The following is a 15,595-nucleotide window of genomic DNA, read 5'->3' on the forward strand; positions in this document are numbered from 1 at the left end:
AAAAAGGATAAACAGTGTTTAGGCCTGCCTAAACACGTATGTCTGGAACACCACCGAACCCGTCCCGACGCGACTATCTCCGGGGCGGCGGTGCGCTCGTCGTCGGCGGGTTGCTCGCCGGGTGCAGTGACGATGGCTCGAAATCGGCGAATGGACAGACGGATACCTCGGACACCGGAAATACGTCCTCAACCGCCGGGGAAACGACCTCGAACGACGGTAGCCCGTACTCGGTTTCGATGTCGCCGATGGGGAACGTCGAGTTCGATGGTGTCCCGAAAAGCGCCTTCGTGATTTTCCCGCAGTACGCCGACATGGCCGTCGCGCTCGGCCACGGCGACGCGGTCAACGCCATCTACGTGCCGGAGATGTCCGGCAAAACGATGAACACGTACTACGACCGCCTCGACGGCGTCTCCTTCGAGTGGAAGGACTTGCCGAACGCCTTGGGAAGCACTCTGAACGAGGAGAAACTCTACCAACTCGACAGCGACGTGCACTTCGCCGACCCCGCCTACGTCTCCACCCAGAAGAACTGGTCGAAGTCGGATATCGAAAAGGTCGGGAAGAACGTCGGGCCGTGGTTCGGCAATTTCTACAGCGGAACGAACGGCGAACCGCCGAAAGGATACCGCGACGGCTACCAGTACTACGGCCTCTGGGACGTGTTCGGCAAGGTGGCGGACGTGTTCCAGGAGAAGGAGCGCTACGACGCGCTCAAGAAGATGCACGACGGCGTGATCTCGACCATCGAAAAGAAGCTCCCGCCCAAAACGGAGCGACCGACCGCCGTCCGCGTCACCTACAGCGACGGGAAGTTCTACACCTATCACCTCAACAAACCCGGCTACTGGCTGGCCGACACTCGCCCGCTCGCGGCGAAGGACGCCTTCGCGGAGAAGGACTGGGGCAGCCTCTGGGGCACCGTCGACTACGAGACGATGCTCGAAGTGGACCCGGACGTCATCCTCCACCTCTGGGGCGTCTCGCCGGGCTACTACGTCCAAGACATGAAGAAGAAAATCCAGAACCACCCCGCCGGAGGGAAGCTCTCGGCCATCGAGAACGACCGCTTCTACGCGTCCGGAATGCGGTATCAGGGGCCGATCATGAACCTCTTCCAGTTGGAGATGACCGCAAAGCAACTGTACCCGGACCAGTTCGGCGAGTGGCCGGGCTACGAGAAGAAGAAGCCGTACCCCGAGATTCCCGAGGACGAACGACTGTTCGACCGCACGAAGCTAGCCGACATCGTCACCGGAAAATAGCTACCACCAGGTCGCCCCCACCGACTCGCTTCTTTCCGTCTCCGGTTTCGTCCCGTACAACGCGGCCGAGTGAACCTCGACCGGACTCCACGGCTCGAACTCCCCCTGGCCGCACATGTTCCACCACTTCTCCTCCGCCCGGTTCCAGTAGACGCCGTCGAAGTTGAGTTCGGGACAGTACCACGTCCCCGTCGTGTCCATGATGAAATCGACGCCCCACGGCACCGAGAACGCGTCCGCGATTCGCTCGGCGTACCGGCGCGGGGCCGACAGGTCCACGTCCGCGATTACGGGTTCGAGGTAGTCGTAGGTGTCGTCACAGACGTTCGTCGCCCGCTCGGCGGTCATCGGCGTGTGGCCGAGAACCTCACCGTCTTCCACGAAGAACCGAACCGACGGGTGGCAGTTGTGCTTCGGATGGATGCAGAAGTCGAAGTCGAGCCACTCGCGCACGACCAACCCGTCCCCGTGCGGCCACCCCTGTTCGAGGTTCTGGGTGAGCAACGACTCGACGACGTCGTCGATGACTTCCGGGTCGCGGCGATAGATGAACGACCCGTCGCGCAACCGCACCGTCGCGGCCTTGACCTGCGTCCGGACGAACGCGCGGTCGTACTCGTTTCTCTCCATGAACGCGAGGATATCGTCCGTCTCCCAGTGAATCCCGTCCTCGTCCGTTTCGAGGGCGACGAACGTCGTCTTCGGAACCGGCACGTCCAACTCGCGAAGCCGGGACCAGTAGCTGTCGAACCGACACCGTTCGTCGGCGAAGTTCGTGATGTGGAGTGACGGGGAGGGCATTGAGAACAGTTCAGCCGGGAGTCACATCACTGTATCGCCGGAACATCCCCCGAGACGGGGGTCTTCGGGCGATGACCGTCGAGGACCACGGGGGACCCCAACTCATTTCATATCGTGCCATACGATTTATTGGTGGATTCGACCGCAACCGTTCGCGCTGTCGTCGAGAAGCGGGAACCGTATTCTACAGGAGCCGCGCGACCACAATCAAATATTCTGAGAGAATATCCGGCATTCTATCGTATTCTGCAAACCATCATGGCGTGACCGTATCAATATAAGGGACTGCCGGACGTTGGCATGGGCGTACCCATGTCAGATGCTAGCGCACGGACAGTACGAGAGCAGTGGGGGAGTCGGTTCGGCTTCCTCATGGCGATGCTCGGGGCGATGGTCGGCGCGGGAAACATATGGCGAATGCCGTTCACGACCGGCGAGAACGGGGGTGGAGCGTTTCTCGTGGCGTACATCATCCTCCTGTTCCTCATCGCCGTCCCCGGCCTGATGGCCGAGACGGTGTTCGGGTCGTACACGGATCGCGGCGTCATCGGGGCGTTCAAGTCCGCCTTCGGCGCGGGTCGGGCGGAAGGACTCGGGTTGGTCGTCGTCCTCGTGAACATCGCGCTGATGTCGTACTACGCGCCCATCATCGGGTGGACGCTGTACTACGCGGCCCACTCGCTCCTGTTGACCTTCTCGCAAGGCTTCGCGTCGGAGGCGTTCTGGAATTCGTTCTCCGGATCGCCGTTGCTCACCGTCGGGATGGACACCATCGCGATGGCGGCGACGGCGGGTGTGCTCCTGTTCGGCATCAAGGACGGCATCGAGCGCGTCGTCAAATGGATGATCCCGTTCCTCGTCCTCGCACTCATCGCGATCGGAATCAAGGGACTCACGCTCCCCGGCGCGATGGACGGACTCGCGTTCGCGTTCACCCCGAAATGGGAGTACCTCAGTAAATCGTCCACGTGGATCGCCGCGCTCGGACAGGCGCTGTTTTCCACGGGACTCGGTTGGGGTATCGCACTCACCTTCGGGAGTTACCTCAGCAAGAACGACGACGTGCCACTCGGCGGTGGCGTCTTCACCGCCATCGGCAACACGAGCGTCGGACTGCTCGCCATCTTCGCCACCTTCCCGGCGGTGTTCGCGTTCGGTTTCGAACCGAGCGGCGGTTCCAAACTGGCGTTCGTCGTACTCCCCAAAGTGTTCGGAGGCATGGCGGGCGGGCAGATATGGGCCATCCTGTTCTTCGTCGGCTTCCTGTTCGCGACGTTCTCGTCCGGACTCGCCATCACGGAAGTCGCGGTGACGACGATTTCCGAGGAGACGAGGTTGAGTCGGAAGAGCACCGTGCTCGCCGTCGTCGGTATCATTTGGCTGCTCAGCCTCCCGAGCGCCTATTCCGGGGACTTCCTCAACACGATGGACTTCATGTTCGGGAACTGGGGCCTGCCGCTCGCAACCCTGCTCATCATCCTGACCGTTGGCTGGAAACTCGAAGCCGAACCCATGCGCGTCGTCGCGCTCAACCGCAACTCCGACATTCACGTCGGCAGATGGTGGGTCGGCATCATCAAGTACCTCATCCCGATAGTGATGGTGTTGATAATGGCCATATACGTCGTGACAAACGTGAGCAAATCGCTAGCCCAGACGGTAGGTGGCGTCGTGCTGATGGCCGTCCTCCTCGTCGGTTCCGTCCTCATCATGGGCGCACTTCGCGGCCGCGGAGGCTCGCGTGAATCGCCGGAAACTGCCGCAGAAGGGGGTGACTGAGATGGCACTCTCGCTAATCACGTGGGTCGTCATGCTCGGCGCAATCGTCGTCCTCTGGGGAACCGCGGTGTGGGCGCTGATTCGCTCCCTGCGCGACGAGGACGAGAAACTCGAACTGCTGGACGAACAGGGCGAAATCGACACCTACTCGCCGCGCTCGCTGACCGAACTCCGGGAGTGGATACGGGCGAATCCCGGCGACAAGCACGCGGACGAGGCCCGTGACCGATACAACGAGTGTGTCGAGACGCTCAGACGAATCGACACGACGTTCTACGACTGGGATCGGAGCGAGATAGACTCGCTCGAAAAGCTGTAGTGCGGTAATTCCGCCTTTTATTCCACGCGGCACGGAAGGCTTTCGAGTCCGTACAGAACCTGACTCGGAACCGGTTTTTTCGCCGCATCCGTCGGCTCGATGGTGTCGAACTGTTCCAACAGCGCCTTGAGGGCGATGTCGGCCTCGACGCGGGCGAGCGGTGCGCCCAGACAGTAGTGGATTCCCTTGCCGAACGCGATGTGTCGGTTCGGACTCCGCTCGGGACGGAACTCGGTGGGGTCGTCGAACACGTCGGAGTCGCGGTTCGCCGAGGCGATCCACGCCGAGATCACGTCGCCCTTCTCGATGGATTTACCGCCGACTTCGACGTCGCGGGCGGCGACGCGGCGAAGCGACTGGACGGGCGAACGGTATCGAAGCACCTCCTCGATGGCCTTTTTGCGGTCGATCTCGCCGGACCGAACGGCTTCCATGGTTCCCTGTTCGTGGAAACACCAAATCGCGTTCGTGATGAGGTTCGTCGTCGTGATATTGCCCGCGATGAGGAGCAGCATGCAGAAGCCGACCTTCTCCTCCCGGTCGAGTTCGTCGCTCGTCGCGGCGAGCGTCACGAGGTCGTCGCCGTCCCCGTCGGATCGTTCGTCCAGCAGGTCGCCGAAGTACTCGCCCATCTCCCGACGGGCGCGTTGGCGCTCCTGTTGGTTCTTTTCGACCGCCGCTTTCGTCTCCTCGCGCGGACTGGCGACGAGCGCGTCCGACCACGCCTTGAACTCGTCCCGGCGGTCGGCGGGGATGCCGAGCAGTTCCGCGATGACCGTCACGGGGAACGGGTACGCGAAATCGCCGACGACGTCGATCCGGTCTTCGTCCGCGATGCCGTCCAGGAATTCGTCGGTCAGCTCTTCGAGTCGGGGTTGCAGTTCGCGTATCGTTCCGGGCCTGAACCGCTCGTTCACGAAGCCGCGAAGTCGGTCGTGTTCGGGCGGTTCCGAGTTGATCATCGTCCGGTTGAACCCCTGCTGGTCGTCGTCGAACGGCGACTCCGTGGCGTCGCGTACGTTGGACGTAAACGTCTCGTAATCCGAGAGGATGCGGTCGACGTCCTCGTACCGGAACACGTCCCACATGTTCCGGTCGTCGTCGTACCGGACGGGCGATTCGAGACGCATCTTCTCGTACCAGTCGAACGGTGCCACTTGTCGTTCCCTGTCGCGCAGCGCTTTCGGAGGGCGGAGGACCGCCGCGGGTTGATCGGATGCCATTGATTGAACGATCATTCAATCAGTTGTAGGCTTTTTGGTGGTGACGAGTCCCCCGGATAAAAGAACGCAAACCGGATTTTCGACAGATCAACGGTCATTCAGCCGTCATAGAATAAATTTGTTAACATTATTTAATACCGTGAGTGTTGTACGCCCGTTCGGGGGGATTACTAATGGACACGAGTGACCGGAAACGTGAGCGACGGCAGTTCGAGATCGCTCACCGCGGAGGGGGCGATGTCGACTGAAACCGCGGAAACGGGGACGGAGGCGGAGGGGGAAACCGGGTCGTTCCTCGACACGTGGGGGACGCTCGTCGTCGTGACCATCGTCATGTTCGTCGTCAGCCTCGACGGGGCGATGATTCCCGTGGCCATCGAACCGATCAGCACCGACCTGCGGACGGGTGCGAGCGGCGTGCAGGCCGCGCTGGCCATCTACTCGGTGGTGGATGCACCGCTGTTGCTGACCGGCGCTGCGCTCGGCGTTCTCTACGGCAACAAGCGAATCATCAGGTACGGAATCGTGCTCTTCTCGATCGGGACGCTCATCGGTGCGTTGAGCCCGTCACTCGGGATATTCATCGTCGGTTGGTCGGTCATCAAGGCGTTCGCCGACACCATGGTGACGCCCATCTCGCTCGCGTTGCTTCTCGCCACCTACGACGGGAAACGGCGGGCGACCGCGTTCGGCGTGTGGGGTGCGGTCACCGCGTCGGCACAGGCCGTGGGACCGTTGCTGATGGGATTTCTGGCCACGGTCGCGACGTGGCGGTTGGCCATCGGCCTCGAAAGCGTCGGCCTGCTCGCGGCGTTCCTGCTGTTGTTTACGGTTCGTGAGACCGAGACGCAGGAGGAGGCCGTGTTCGACTGGGGTGGAACCGTCCTCTCGTTTCTCAGCGTCGGGGCCATCATCGTCGGCTTCCTGTTGGCGGGCAGTACGGGTGGGTGACGCCGATTCGCCCGTTCGTCGTCGGTGGCGTGACGATTGCGCCGTTCGGACTCTCCATCGTTCCGTTCGTCTTCGGGTTCGGGTTGACGGTGCTGTGGGGTCTCGTCGAGTGGGAGCGACGACGGTTGTCCCGCGGGGAAGCCGTGCTGTTCCGCCCGAAACTGTTCACGAACCGCGTGTACGTGACGGGGCTTTCGATTTACGCCATCTACAGCATCGTCACAACCGGGTTCGGGTTCGTCCTGCCGACGTTTCTGGCGATGGCCGTCGGGTTCGACCCGTTGACCATCGGCATCGCGTTCCTGCCGTTCGCCGTCGCCGCGATACTCGTCTCGCTGGGGTCCGGAACGGTGGAGAAGTACCTCTCGCCGAAGCGCATGATTCAGGTCAGCGTCGTCCTGTTCGTCGTGGGACTGCTCCTGCTCGGCACCGTGCTATCGCCGACCGTGTCGGTCGTATCGATGGTGGCACCGTTGGCCGTGTTCGGGGCGGGTGCCGGTCTCATGCGAGCGCCCGTCTCGAACGTGTCGCTGTCCGCGGCGGGCAACGAGAAGGGCGGTGAAGCATCCGGTATCCTCGAAACCGGAAAGGAGTTCGGACGGGGGTTCGGTAACGCCGTCGTCGGGAGCATATTCCTGGCGAGTCTGTACGGCGGCATCGTGGATCAGGTCCTGAACTCCACGGGCATCAAGGTGTCACAAACCGAGCGAAGCCGACTCATCGTGTCGCTCGAAGATGCGGCGCAAAACTTCAATTCGCCAGGGAACAGCGCCGCGGCCGGGGGACTTCCGAAAGCGGTTCAGGGACTGTTGAACCGAATCGTCGAGACCGCGGCCGTCGATGCGGTACAGATCGCGCTGGTTCTCGTCGTCGGGTTCGTCCTCCTGCAGTTGATACTCTCCGGGTTCCTGCCGAACACGCGTCGCTCGGAGGAAGACGAAGAGTGAACGGGGATGTATTGATCCCGTCTGCCTTTTGATCAATTCGCAGTCGAAAGCGGTGATAGCGGTCAAACGGTGATAGCGGTCGAACAGTGATCGCAATCGAAAACGGCACCGGAGGTCCGGTCGATCAGTGACGCGCGGTGCCGGGGGACGGGACCGGCGTTCGTTCGCGCGCCGCCCTCCGTCGTCCTACCGCGACGATGACGAGGGAAACACCGCTCACGAAGAGGTTGACGCCGAAAACGACGCTCACCGGTTCGAGCGACCCGACGGGAGGGACGAGCAGGACGACGACAGCGGCCAGCAGTGCGACGACGCCGCTGAGAACGACCCACACCCAACCCGCCTCAGGGCGAGTTTGAACCCCAATTCCGATTTCGAGGAGTCCATCGAGCAGGAAGAATCCGAACAACAGGGCCGTCAACGAGGCGACCCCCGCCAGCGGGTTGACGAGGAGCACGAGCCCGAAAACCGTGTAGACGACCGCGAGCAGTATCACTCCTCGACTGCCCGACCACTCCCTCGCGCCGAATCCCGACGCGGTGAGCACCGTTCCGCCGAGCAACAGGAGAACGCCGAACAGCGATGAGATGGCGACCGGCGTAGCGAACGAAACGAGGAACGCGATACTTCCCAGTCCGGCGCGTATCCGTGCCGCACCGACGACCGCGACGATACTCAACAGGATCAGTAACACCCCGACGCCCAGAAGCAGACCCCACCGACTCTCGGCGGAACTCGCTGGTCGGTCTTGCGATGGCTCTTGATTTCGGATTTCGACACCCATTGTTCCCCCTCCATCCGGTCGTACGCCGGGCAGCGGCATAAACGAGTAGTCCCGTAGATGAACTCGTCGGCCGGTGACGAACGAGGGAGACTCAACGAGTCGTGGCGAACAAGTAGAGACCGCCGAGGACGAACAGGACGCCCACGCCGAGAAAGGCGATTCCGACGTAGTCGATGAGACGTCCGGCGAACAGACGGATGAGGGCGATACCGAAGATGAACGAGGCGAATCCGGTTCTGACGTACGAGAGTATCGTCCGAGTCCACGCGAGTCGCGTTCGTTCATCCGCGACGCCACTCTTCGGGCCTTCGTCCGTCGAGTCGGTTGCGTCAGTTGGGTCGGTCGAGTCGGTTGGCATGAACCCGAACACGACTCGGCCGAGCAAATCACTGTTCCCGGGACGGTCGTTACGACATCCCCATCGGTTCGTTACCGTATTACGGGTACTGTCACGCCGGAGAGGAGCGATTCGGCTATATCTTCAGCTAGCCTACACCAATCCATGGCAACGAATTGGAGAGCGGTGATACTCGGGTTCATCGTCATGGTCATCATCGGCACGTTTGGCGGGGTTGTCATACCCGTCGTCGGGACCATCGGTGGGGGGATTATCGGGGGATTCATCGCGGGATACATGGCGGGGGAGGGGATCGGAAACGGAACGTGGAACGGACTGCTGGCCGGTGCGTTCGGCGGTATCGTCGGCGCGATACTGCTCGCGGTCGGTGGCGCGCTCGTCGGGAGCGTCGCAGGGCCCGTCGGAAGCGTGCTCGCCGGAACCGGCGTCCTGCTCACCGGCATCGTCGTCGCGCTCCTGTTCGCCATTCCGAGCGGAATCGCGGGTGCACTCGGCGGGTGGCTGAAGGGCTCCCGGCAGAAGCGGGGCGTCAAACCGGCCGAACCCGCGACGCGCTGATTCGGCTCCCGAACGAGCATCGCTTTTTCGACCACCGGCACGGACTCGTCCGGTTACGGGACCGGGACGACGACACGTCATTCTTCGACATCGGATACGACGACCCGGCTAGATTGAACAACGTCTCGTCGGCGTCCTCCGGTTAAGCACCCCTACTACAGCCGGATATGACACAGTTTACGGGTGAGGGGTCGGGGGGCGCTCGTGAGCACCCGACGACGAGTGATAGATCGCTGCTCCGGTGTCGGAATGGAATAGGTGGAGGCGTTCGGGGTCGGCGGTGAGACCGACCGTTTCACCGACTGTTACCTCCCGACGCGGATCCGCTTTGACCGAGAGTTCGTTCCCGCCGACGGTCCCGCGGAGCAACAGCGACTCCCCGAGCGGTTCCGTAACGTTCACCGAGAGGTCGATGGTTCCCACCCCCTCACCGACCGTAAGGTCTTCGGGGCGGATACCGACCTGCGCGTGGTCTATCTCGGAGCCGATGTTCCCGTTCGCTCGGGGAAGCCGGATGCGGAAGCCGTCGCCTTCGGCAAACCGGCGTCCGTCGTCCTCCGAGATGCGAGCGGGAAGGACGTTCATCGATGGACTGCCGACGAACTCCGCGACGAACCGGTTGACGGGATAATCGTAGAGCGTCTGTGGCTCGTCGACCTGTTGGATTTGACCGTCGTTCATGACCGCGACGCGGTCGCCGAGCGTCATCGCCTCCGTCTGGTCGTGGGTGACGTAGATGGTGGTACGTTCGAGTTCGGCGTGGAGCTCGGCGAGTTCCGCACGCATCTCGACGCGAAGTTTGGCGTCGAGGTTCGACAGGGGTTCGTCCATGAGCAGGATTTCGGGGTCTCGAACGAGCGTGCGACCGATGGCGACTCGCTGTCGCTCACCGCCGGAAAGTTCGCCCGGCTTCCGGTCGAGCAGGTCGGCGATGTCGAGGGTGTCGGCGGCATCGGCAACCGCTCGCTCGATTTCGTCGTCCGTGTACGACCCCGACGAATTCATCCCGAAGGTCATGTTACGCTCCGCGGTCATATGCGGGTAGAGCGCGTAGTTCTGGAACACCATCGCCACGTTCCGATCCTTGGGGGGAATTCCGTTGATCACGGCGTCGCCGAACCGAATCGCTCCGTCGGATATCGTTTCGAGTCCGGCGAGCATGCGGAGTGTCGTGGACTTTCCACACCCGCTCGGTCCGACGACGACGAGGAACTCGCCGTTGTTCACTTCGAGGTCGATGCCGTTGACTGCCGTTACGTCGTCGTACCGTTTGACGACATCATTTAGTGAGATGGTTGTCATTACTGATCACTTTTGTTGAAGACCGAACGTTTGGAGGAGCGGTCGGTGCAGGACGAGGAGGACCAAGAGCGGAGGAACGAGCGCGATTACGGCACCCGCCATGATGAGACCCCACTGGGTCTGTCCCGCGGCGCTGGCCGATTGCAGGAGTTTGACGCCAACCTGCGCGACCTGCTTTCGCTGCGTGCTCATGATGGTGAGCGGCCAGAGGTACTGATTCCAGGCGTAGATAAACTCGATGACCGCCACCCCGGCGATCATGCCCTTCGACATCGGCACGAGGACACGGAACAGGAAGGTGAGCGGTCCGATCCCATCGAGGCGAGCGGTTTCGATCAGCGAATCCGGAATGGACCGGAAGTGCTGTCGAAGCAGGAAGACGGTCGTCGCACTGGCGAGGTACGGCGCGGTCAACGCGAGCAACGAATCGGACCACCCGATGTTCGCCACGAACTGGAATAGCGAGAGGATACGCACCGGGACCGGGAGCATCAACGTGAACAGGATGAACATGAACACCAACCGCTTGAACCGGAACCGGTAGTAGACGATGGCCAGCGCCGCGAACAGCGAGATGGTCACCTTGCCCACGACGATGACGAGGGACATGACGAGCGAGTTGAGCAGATACCGACCCATCCCGTACTCGGTCATGGCGGCGACGTAGTTGTGGACGGCCTGCCCACCGGGAGTGAGGTTCGACGTCTGGTATATTTGGGTCGTCGTCTGTGTGCTCATCAGGAGCGCGAGCAACAGGGGCAGCGCCATGACGAGCGTCGAGGCGACGAGCGCGACGTGCACGAAGAGGTCGTCCGGGAGCACGTCCTGCCACGACTGCCGTCGTACTCGCCCATCCGTGGCGAGCGAGTCCGTACTCATGAGCTACCTCCGTACTGGACGTAGCGATCGGAGAGTCGCAACTGGGCGTAGGTCAGCACGCCGACGATGGCGAACAGGATGACCGACTCGGCGGACGCGAGTCCGGGGTTCGAGAACTCGAAGGCGTCGCGGTAGAGCTTGAAGATGAGGAAGTTAGTCGCTCCGTTCGGGCCGCCGTGGGTCATCAGGTCCACCAGCGAGAACGTGCTGAAGAAGGCATAGATGGTGTCCATGACGACGAGGAACAGAAGCGTTGGCGAGATAAGCGGGACGTAGACACGGGTGACGAGTTGGAACCGTCCAACACCGTCGAGGCGCGCGGCCTCGTTGAGCGTCTCCGGAACGTTGTTCAACGCGGCCAGGATGAAGATGATGTTGTAGCCGAGTTGCTTCCAGATGGCCGCGATTGCGACGACTATCAGCGCGAGCGAGCCGTTCGTGAACCAATCGAGGGAGATGCCGAACAGGTCGTCGAGGAAGTACGTGATGACGCCCAACGAGGGGTGTAACAGGAAGAGCAGAACGGTCCCTGCAACCGCTGGCGGAAGCGCGTACGGCCAGATGGCGGCAACGAGATACGCCGCTTGTCCGGTCGTCACCTCGTAGAGGAGCGTCGAGACGAACAACGAAATAGAGAGGGTCCCGACCACGACGACGACGGCGAAGAGAGCCGTCATCTCCATGCTGTGTCGATACTCGGGCGAGGTGAGGAGGGTGGCGAAGTTACCCAATCCGACGAACGTCTTGTGAATACCCAGCACACCGGTGTTGTAGAGACTCAGACGGATCGTGTCGACCGACGGGTAGTACAGAAACGCGACGAGGACGACGATCGTCGGCAGCAACAACAGGAAGGCCTGCCAGGTGCTCGAATACGTGGATTCCTTGGTGGACATGAAATACTGAGTTCGAGAGTTACTTCCCGTTCGAGCGGGCCAGTTCCGATTCGACGTCCTTCTTCGCACTGGCGAGTGCGCTATCGACGCCGGTGCCCTGGATCATACTCACGTAGCTCTTCTCGACGATAGTTCGGGTTTTTGCGAACGGTGCCATCTGTGCACCACGGGTCGCCGTCGTGTCCTTCGTGGCCTGAAGCTGGTCGAACGCGGTTTTGAAGTTGGGATTTTGGTCGAACCAACCGTTGTCTTGGAGCTGGCTGACGGCTTCCTTTCGAACCGGGAAGTAACCGGTGTTCTTGTGCCATCGAACTTGCTGTTCGGGCTTCGTGAGCCACACGAGGAAGTCCGCCGCCGCCTTCTGTTTGGCGTCCGAGAGGCCCTTCGGGACCCAGAGCGAACCACCGCCGATGACGACGCCCTCTCGCTTCCCCTCCGGGACGGGCAAGTAGCCGGTTCCCATCTCGAACCCGTTTTCTTTCGCGCCCGCCGTGGTGGAGGAGATACCCGAAGTAGAGGTGATAAGCATCCCGACTTTTCCGGCGATGAACGCCTGTTTCGCGGCACTCCATGCCTCGATACCGGGATTGAGGTATGCACCCTGATCGTACAGGTCGGTCCACCAGTTGAAGATGCGCTTTGCCGCGTCGCTTTCGAGATAGATCTCGGTCGGGTTACCCGCACGGCCGTTCTTCTCGTCGACGAGCAGTTGGTTTTGCTCCGCCATCCACTGCTCGACGAACCAGCCGTGGTTCGGCCACGTGATTCCCTTTTTCGTCGCACCCGAGTCCATCAACTTCGCGGAGGCATCCGTGATCCCTTGGAAGGTTTTCGGGGGATTCCCGGGGTCGAGACCGGCCTTCTCGAAGGCGTCCTTGTTGTAGTACAGCACCGGATTCGAGGAGTTGAACGGCATCGAATTGAGCGTGTCGCCGATACGGTAGTAGTTGAGAACCGGGTTCAGAAAGTTGTCGTAGTCGATACTATCCGACGGAATGATGTCTTGGACGGAGACGAACGCATCACTGGTTCGTGCCAGGCCGGTCCCGATGTCGAAGATCTGTGCGACCGCCGGGGGTTTTTTCGCTTTGACCGCCGAGAGGGTCGAATTCAACGTCTCGCGGTAGCTTCCCTTCGACGTCACCTCGACGGAGACATCTTCGTGGTCGGATTCGAAATCCGATCCCATCTGTTTCAACAGCTTCGCGGTATCGCCACCCATCGCGTGCCAGAACTTGATGGTGGTCGTGGAGCTTCCACCGGTCAATTGACCGGCACAACCGGCGAGTGTCACTGCACCGGTCGCAGCGCTCGTGGCGAGAAACGTTCGACGAGTGGAATCGTTCGTCATTACCTGCCGATTCGAACAACCGTACTTAAGGCGTTGTAATAGCTCTATGTGGAGAATACATAATCATACGTAGTCGTCTATTCCGATAGGATGCATGGGATAGTCACGGTTCCGTTCTCGAACATCCCGAGAAAAACGGGGCGTCGAACCATCCGAACCAGCGACTGTCCAATCAATCATTCGACATTCTTCGAGACGTGATACAACGACCCGGAGAGGCTGAAGAACGTCCGTCCGGCGCGCTCCCGGGCTCGAACGGAGCATTCCCACGCGTCGGCCGCGTCTCGGGATAGCAGTTCGGCGGTGTGATCGCGTACTTCCGGAACTAATCGCCCGGCGAACGTTCCGTCCAACGTCGTGTTGCAGATGGTGTACGGTTCGACGGTTTCGATGCGGAAACCGGCTTCACGAAGCGGTGTCGCCATCTCCGATCCGAGACGCGGTCGAACGCAGTGGCTCTTCCAGGTTCGGGACACCTTCGCCGCGAGTTCGGGGTCGCCGACGCGCCAGACGAGGGTCTCCCAGTCAGTCACGTACACGACCGCCGACCCACCGGGACGGAGGACCCGAGCGAGTTCCGTGAGGGCCGTTTCGAGGGCATCGACGTAGCCGTACACCTGCACGGAGAGCGCGACATCGACCGATTCGTCGGCGAGTGGAAGCTCCGTCGCCTCACCCTCCAGTAGTTTCACGTCGCCGTCCGCCCCACATCGCTCGGCCGCCAGTGCGAGCATGGCTTGGCTCCGTTCGACGCCGATGACGGACTCGATATCGTAGTCGTTCGCCAACTCCGCGGGTTCGAACCCCGGACCCGGCCCGAGCGAGAGAACGACGTCGCCGGTATCGGGTGAGAGCACCTCGCGCACGCGACGACGACGTTCGACGGCTCCGGGCGTCCGATAGGCCGCCTCCTCACGACGGGCGGCCTCCGAATCGTACACGTCCATGATGGTCAGTAACGGTACGGGCGACTTACAGGTTGTTTTCGATCGACCGTTCCCGTCGAGCCGTGGCGCAACGCCCTTACGCGCCGGACGAGTAGGCGAACGCGATGGTTCGGAACGTCGCACCCGAGATGGCGGAGTTGGAGCCGGAGGATTTCTATCTCCTCTCCGGCGTCGAGCAGGGGATGCGCTTCAGCGAATGGGTGCAAAAGGAGAAGATTCCAAACTTTTCACGGCTGACTGCCGAGGAGGTCGAGTATCGAATCGACCGCTGTCTCGACCGCGAACTGCTCCAGCGCAAGACCATTCAGTACGAGGGCTACACCCTGACGTTCGAGGGGTACGACGCGCTCGCGCTCCGGACGTTTTCGGAACGCGAGACGATTCAGGGCGTCGGCTCGCCGCTCGGCGTCGGGAAGGAGAGCGACGTGTACGAGGTACAGTCGTTCCGGCCGCTCGCGTTGAAGTACCACCGCGAGGGGTACACGAACTTCCGCGAAGTGATGAAGGAGCGCGATTACACCTCCGACAACGAGCACGTCTCGTGGCTCTACACGGCCCGGAAGGCCGCCGAACGGGAGTACGACATCCTGGAAGCGCTGTACCCCGACGTGAGCGTGCCGCGCCCCATCGACCACAACCGCCACGCGATCATCATGGAGAAGATAGACGGCGTCGAACTCGCGCGCTCGAAGTTCGAGGACGCGCAGGTCGTCCCCGTGCTGGACCTCGTGCTCCGCGAGGTGAGCGACGCCTACCAAGCGGGCTACGTGCACGCGGACATGAGCGAGTACAACGTGTTCGTCAACAGCGAGGGCATCACCATCTTCGACTGGCCTCAGGGCATCCCGACCGACCACCAGAACGCGGCGGAGTTCCTCGAACGCGACGTTCGGAACGTGGTCGGGTTCTTCGAGCGGAAGTACCCGCGGCTAGTCAGCGACGTGGACGTATCGGCGGTCGCGGACGCCATCGAAAAAAACGAGTTCGAATCGGTTCGCGCGTACTCAGAAGACGTACGATAGCACCGCCAGTACGAGGAACACGATTACCAGCCACTTGGCGATGTTCATAGACATACCGGCGATACCACCCGCGCCGAGCACGGCAGCGATGATGGCGAGAATGACGAACGCAACCGCGAGTGCCAGAAGCGCCATCAGTGGCTCACCCCGCTGACGTATCTGTGTGCAAGATACATGGGTATCCATTGGACAGCTAATTATATGGTATGT

At 61.6% G+C, this 15,595-nt stretch carries 17 protein-coding genes; 7 read left to right on the forward strand and 10 right to left on the reverse strand.

Annotated elements, in window-relative coordinates; translation table 11 throughout:
* Positions 1-38: 38 nt before the first annotated feature.
* A complete protein-coding gene (locus tag A4G99_RS11905; RefSeq protein ID WP_066143749.1) occupies positions 39-1,268 on the forward strand; it encodes an ABC transporter substrate-binding protein in 1,230 nt (409 codons plus the stop codon).
* On the opposite strand, the gene A4G99_RS11910 is transcribed toward A4G99_RS11905, so the two are convergent.
* Positions 1,269-2,069 carry a hypothetical protein gene (locus tag A4G99_RS11910; RefSeq protein ID WP_066143752.1) on the reverse strand — a complete coding sequence of 267 codons (801 nt, stop codon included), beginning with the start codon at positions 2,067-2,069 and terminating at the stop codon, positions 1,269-1,271. It lies immediately after the preceding gene.
* Between the two features lie 312 nt (positions 2,070-2,381).
* Here A4G99_RS11910 and A4G99_RS11915 point away from each other — a divergent pair, with 312 nt between their 5' ends.
* On the forward strand, positions 2,382-3,848 hold the full coding sequence (locus tag A4G99_RS11915) for a sodium-dependent transporter (protein WP_066143755.1): 1,467 nt from the start codon (positions 2,382-2,384) through the stop codon (positions 3,846-3,848).
* Position 3,849: 1 nt separating this feature from the next.
* Positions 3,850-4,167, forward strand: coding sequence for a hypothetical protein (locus tag A4G99_RS11920; protein WP_066143758.1), 318 nt, complete (start codon positions 3,850-3,852; stop codon positions 4,165-4,167).
* 17 nt (positions 4,168-4,184) lie between these two features.
* On the opposite strand, the gene A4G99_RS11925 is transcribed toward A4G99_RS11920, so the two are convergent.
* Positions 4,185-5,390 carry a cytochrome P450 gene (locus A4G99_RS11925; RefSeq protein ID WP_066143764.1) on the reverse strand — a complete coding sequence of 402 codons (1,206 nt, stop codon included), beginning with the start codon at positions 5,388-5,390 and terminating at the stop codon, positions 4,185-4,187.
* Positions 5,391-5,627: 237 nt separating this feature from the next.
* Here A4G99_RS11925 and A4G99_RS11930 point away from each other — a divergent pair, with 237 nt between their 5' ends.
* Together A4G99_RS11930 and A4G99_RS11935 are read left to right on the forward strand one after the other, a co-directional pair.
* Positions 5,628-6,341, forward strand: coding sequence for an MFS transporter (locus tag A4G99_RS11930; protein ID WP_150123098.1), 714 nt, complete (start codon positions 5,628-5,630; stop codon positions 6,339-6,341).
* Positions 6,338-7,288 carry an MFS transporter gene (locus tag A4G99_RS11935; protein ID WP_066143772.1) on the forward strand — a complete coding sequence of 317 codons (951 nt, stop codon included), beginning with the start codon at positions 6,338-6,340 and terminating at the stop codon, positions 7,286-7,288. Before A4G99_RS11930 ends, A4G99_RS11935 begins: the two co-directional genes overlap by 4 nt.
* A gap of 124 nt (positions 7,289-7,412) precedes the next feature.
* Here A4G99_RS11935 and A4G99_RS24390 read toward each other — a convergent pair whose 3' ends face one another.
* Positions 7,413-8,072, reverse strand: a complete 660-nt coding sequence (locus A4G99_RS24390) for an HdeD family acid-resistance protein (protein WP_190303748.1) — start codon at positions 8,070-8,072, stop codon at positions 7,413-7,415.
* Positions 8,073-8,163: 91 nt separating this feature from the next.
* Complete coding sequence (locus A4G99_RS25200) at positions 8,164-8,430, reverse strand: DUF202 domain-containing protein (protein ID WP_150123100.1); 267 nt, start codon at positions 8,428-8,430, stop codon at positions 8,164-8,166.
* A gap of 144 nt (positions 8,431-8,574) precedes the next feature.
* On the opposite strand from A4G99_RS25200, the gene A4G99_RS11950 reads away from it, so the two are divergent.
* On the forward strand, positions 8,575-8,988 hold the full coding sequence (locus A4G99_RS11950) for a DUF5518 domain-containing protein (RefSeq protein ID WP_066143778.1): 414 nt from the start codon (positions 8,575-8,577) through the stop codon (positions 8,986-8,988).
* Between the two features lie 177 nt (positions 8,989-9,165).
* Here A4G99_RS11950 and A4G99_RS11955 read toward each other — a convergent pair whose 3' ends face one another.
* The 5 genes from A4G99_RS11955 to A4G99_RS11975 form a co-directional block, all read right to left on the reverse strand.
* Positions 9,166-10,290, reverse strand: coding sequence for an ABC transporter ATP-binding protein (locus A4G99_RS11955; protein WP_066143780.1), 1,125 nt, complete (start codon positions 10,288-10,290; stop codon positions 9,166-9,168).
* Positions 10,291-10,296: 6 nt separating this feature from the next.
* Positions 10,297-11,169, reverse strand: a complete 873-nt coding sequence (locus A4G99_RS11960; RefSeq protein WP_066143783.1) for a carbohydrate ABC transporter permease — start codon at positions 11,167-11,169, stop codon at positions 10,297-10,299.
* A complete protein-coding gene (locus A4G99_RS11965) occupies positions 11,166-12,065 on the reverse strand; it encodes a carbohydrate ABC transporter permease (RefSeq protein WP_066143786.1) in 900 nt (299 codons plus the stop codon). Before A4G99_RS11965 ends, A4G99_RS11960 begins: the two co-directional genes overlap by 4 nt.
* 19 nt (positions 12,066-12,084) lie before the next feature.
* Entirely contained in the window at positions 12,085-13,416 is a 1,332-nt protein-coding gene (locus A4G99_RS11970; protein ID WP_066143789.1) for an ABC transporter substrate-binding protein, read from the reverse strand.
* Positions 13,417-13,592: 176 nt separating this feature from the next.
* Positions 13,593-14,363: a methyltransferase domain-containing protein gene (locus A4G99_RS11975; protein ID WP_066143791.1), complete on the reverse strand. Its 771-nt coding sequence runs from the start codon at positions 14,361-14,363 to the stop codon at positions 13,593-13,595.
* A 104-nt stretch (positions 14,364-14,467) separates the two neighbouring features.
* On the opposite strand from A4G99_RS11975, the gene A4G99_RS11980 reads away from it, so the two are divergent.
* Complete coding sequence (locus A4G99_RS11980; RefSeq protein WP_066143794.1) at positions 14,468-15,385, forward strand: serine/threonine-protein kinase RIO2; 918 nt, start codon at positions 14,468-14,470, stop codon at positions 15,383-15,385.
* On the opposite strand, the gene A4G99_RS24395 is transcribed toward A4G99_RS11980, so the two are convergent.
* On the reverse strand, positions 15,368-15,520 hold the full coding sequence (locus tag A4G99_RS24395) for a DUF1328 domain-containing protein (protein WP_082837798.1): 153 nt from the start codon (positions 15,518-15,520) through the stop codon (positions 15,368-15,370). The genes A4G99_RS11980 and A4G99_RS24395 overlap by 18 nt on opposite strands.
* Positions 15,521-15,595: the final 75 nt, after the last annotated feature.

Origin of the sequence: Haladaptatus sp. R4 (assembly GCF_001625445.1) — an archaeon.
GTDB lineage: Archaea > Halobacteriota > Halobacteria > Halobacteriales > Haladaptataceae > Haladaptatus.

Excerpts from the sequence above, each read along its gene's own strand:
- A4G99_RS11970 (WP_066143789.1), bottom strand. The coding sequence starts at position 13,416 with ATGACGAACGATTCCACTCGTCGAACGTTTCTCGCCACGAGCGCTGCG.
- A4G99_RS24395 (WP_082837798.1), bottom strand. The coding sequence starts at position 15,520 with ATGGCGCTTCTGGCACTCGCGGTTGCGTTCGTCATTCTCGCCATCATC.
- A4G99_RS11925 (WP_066143764.1), bottom strand. The coding sequence starts at position 5,390 with ATGGCATCCGATCAACCCGCGGCGGTCCTCCGCCCTCCGAAAGCGCTG.
- A4G99_RS11915 (WP_066143755.1), top strand. The coding sequence starts at position 2,382 with ATGTCAGATGCTAGCGCACGGACAGTACGAGAGCAGTGGGGGAGTCGG.
- A4G99_RS11920 (WP_066143758.1), top strand. The coding sequence starts at position 3,850 with ATGGCACTCTCGCTAATCACGTGGGTCGTCATGCTCGGCGCAATCGTC.
- A4G99_RS11930 (WP_150123098.1), top strand. The coding sequence starts at position 5,628 with ATGTCGACTGAAACCGCGGAAACGGGGACGGAGGCGGAGGGGGAAACC.
- A4G99_RS11980 (WP_066143794.1), top strand. The coding sequence starts at position 14,468 with ATGGTTCGGAACGTCGCACCCGAGATGGCGGAGTTGGAGCCGGAGGAT.
- A4G99_RS24390 (WP_190303748.1), bottom strand. The coding sequence starts at position 8,072 with ATGGGTGTCGAAATCCGAAATCAAGAGCCATCGCAAGACCGACCAGCG.
- A4G99_RS11905 (WP_066143749.1), top strand. The coding sequence starts at position 39 with ATGTCTGGAACACCACCGAACCCGTCCCGACGCGACTATCTCCGGGGC.
- A4G99_RS11950 (WP_066143778.1), top strand. The coding sequence starts at position 8,575 with ATGGCAACGAATTGGAGAGCGGTGATACTCGGGTTCATCGTCATGGTC.
- A4G99_RS25200 (WP_150123100.1), bottom strand. The coding sequence starts at position 8,430 with ATGCCAACCGACTCGACCGACCCAACTGACGCAACCGACTCGACGGAC.
- A4G99_RS11960 (WP_066143783.1), bottom strand. The coding sequence starts at position 11,169 with ATGAGTACGGACTCGCTCGCCACGGATGGGCGAGTACGACGGCAGTCG.
- A4G99_RS11955 (WP_066143780.1), bottom strand. The coding sequence starts at position 10,290 with ATGACAACCATCTCACTAAATGATGTCGTCAAACGGTACGACGACGTA.
- A4G99_RS11910 (WP_066143752.1), bottom strand. The coding sequence starts at position 2,069 with ATGCCCTCCCCGTCACTCCACATCACGAACTTCGCCGACGAACGGTGT.
- A4G99_RS11965 (WP_066143786.1), bottom strand. The coding sequence starts at position 12,065 with ATGTCCACCAAGGAATCCACGTATTCGAGCACCTGGCAGGCCTTCCTG.
- A4G99_RS11975 (WP_066143791.1), bottom strand. The coding sequence starts at position 14,363 with ATGGACGTGTACGATTCGGAGGCCGCCCGTCGTGAGGAGGCGGCCTAT.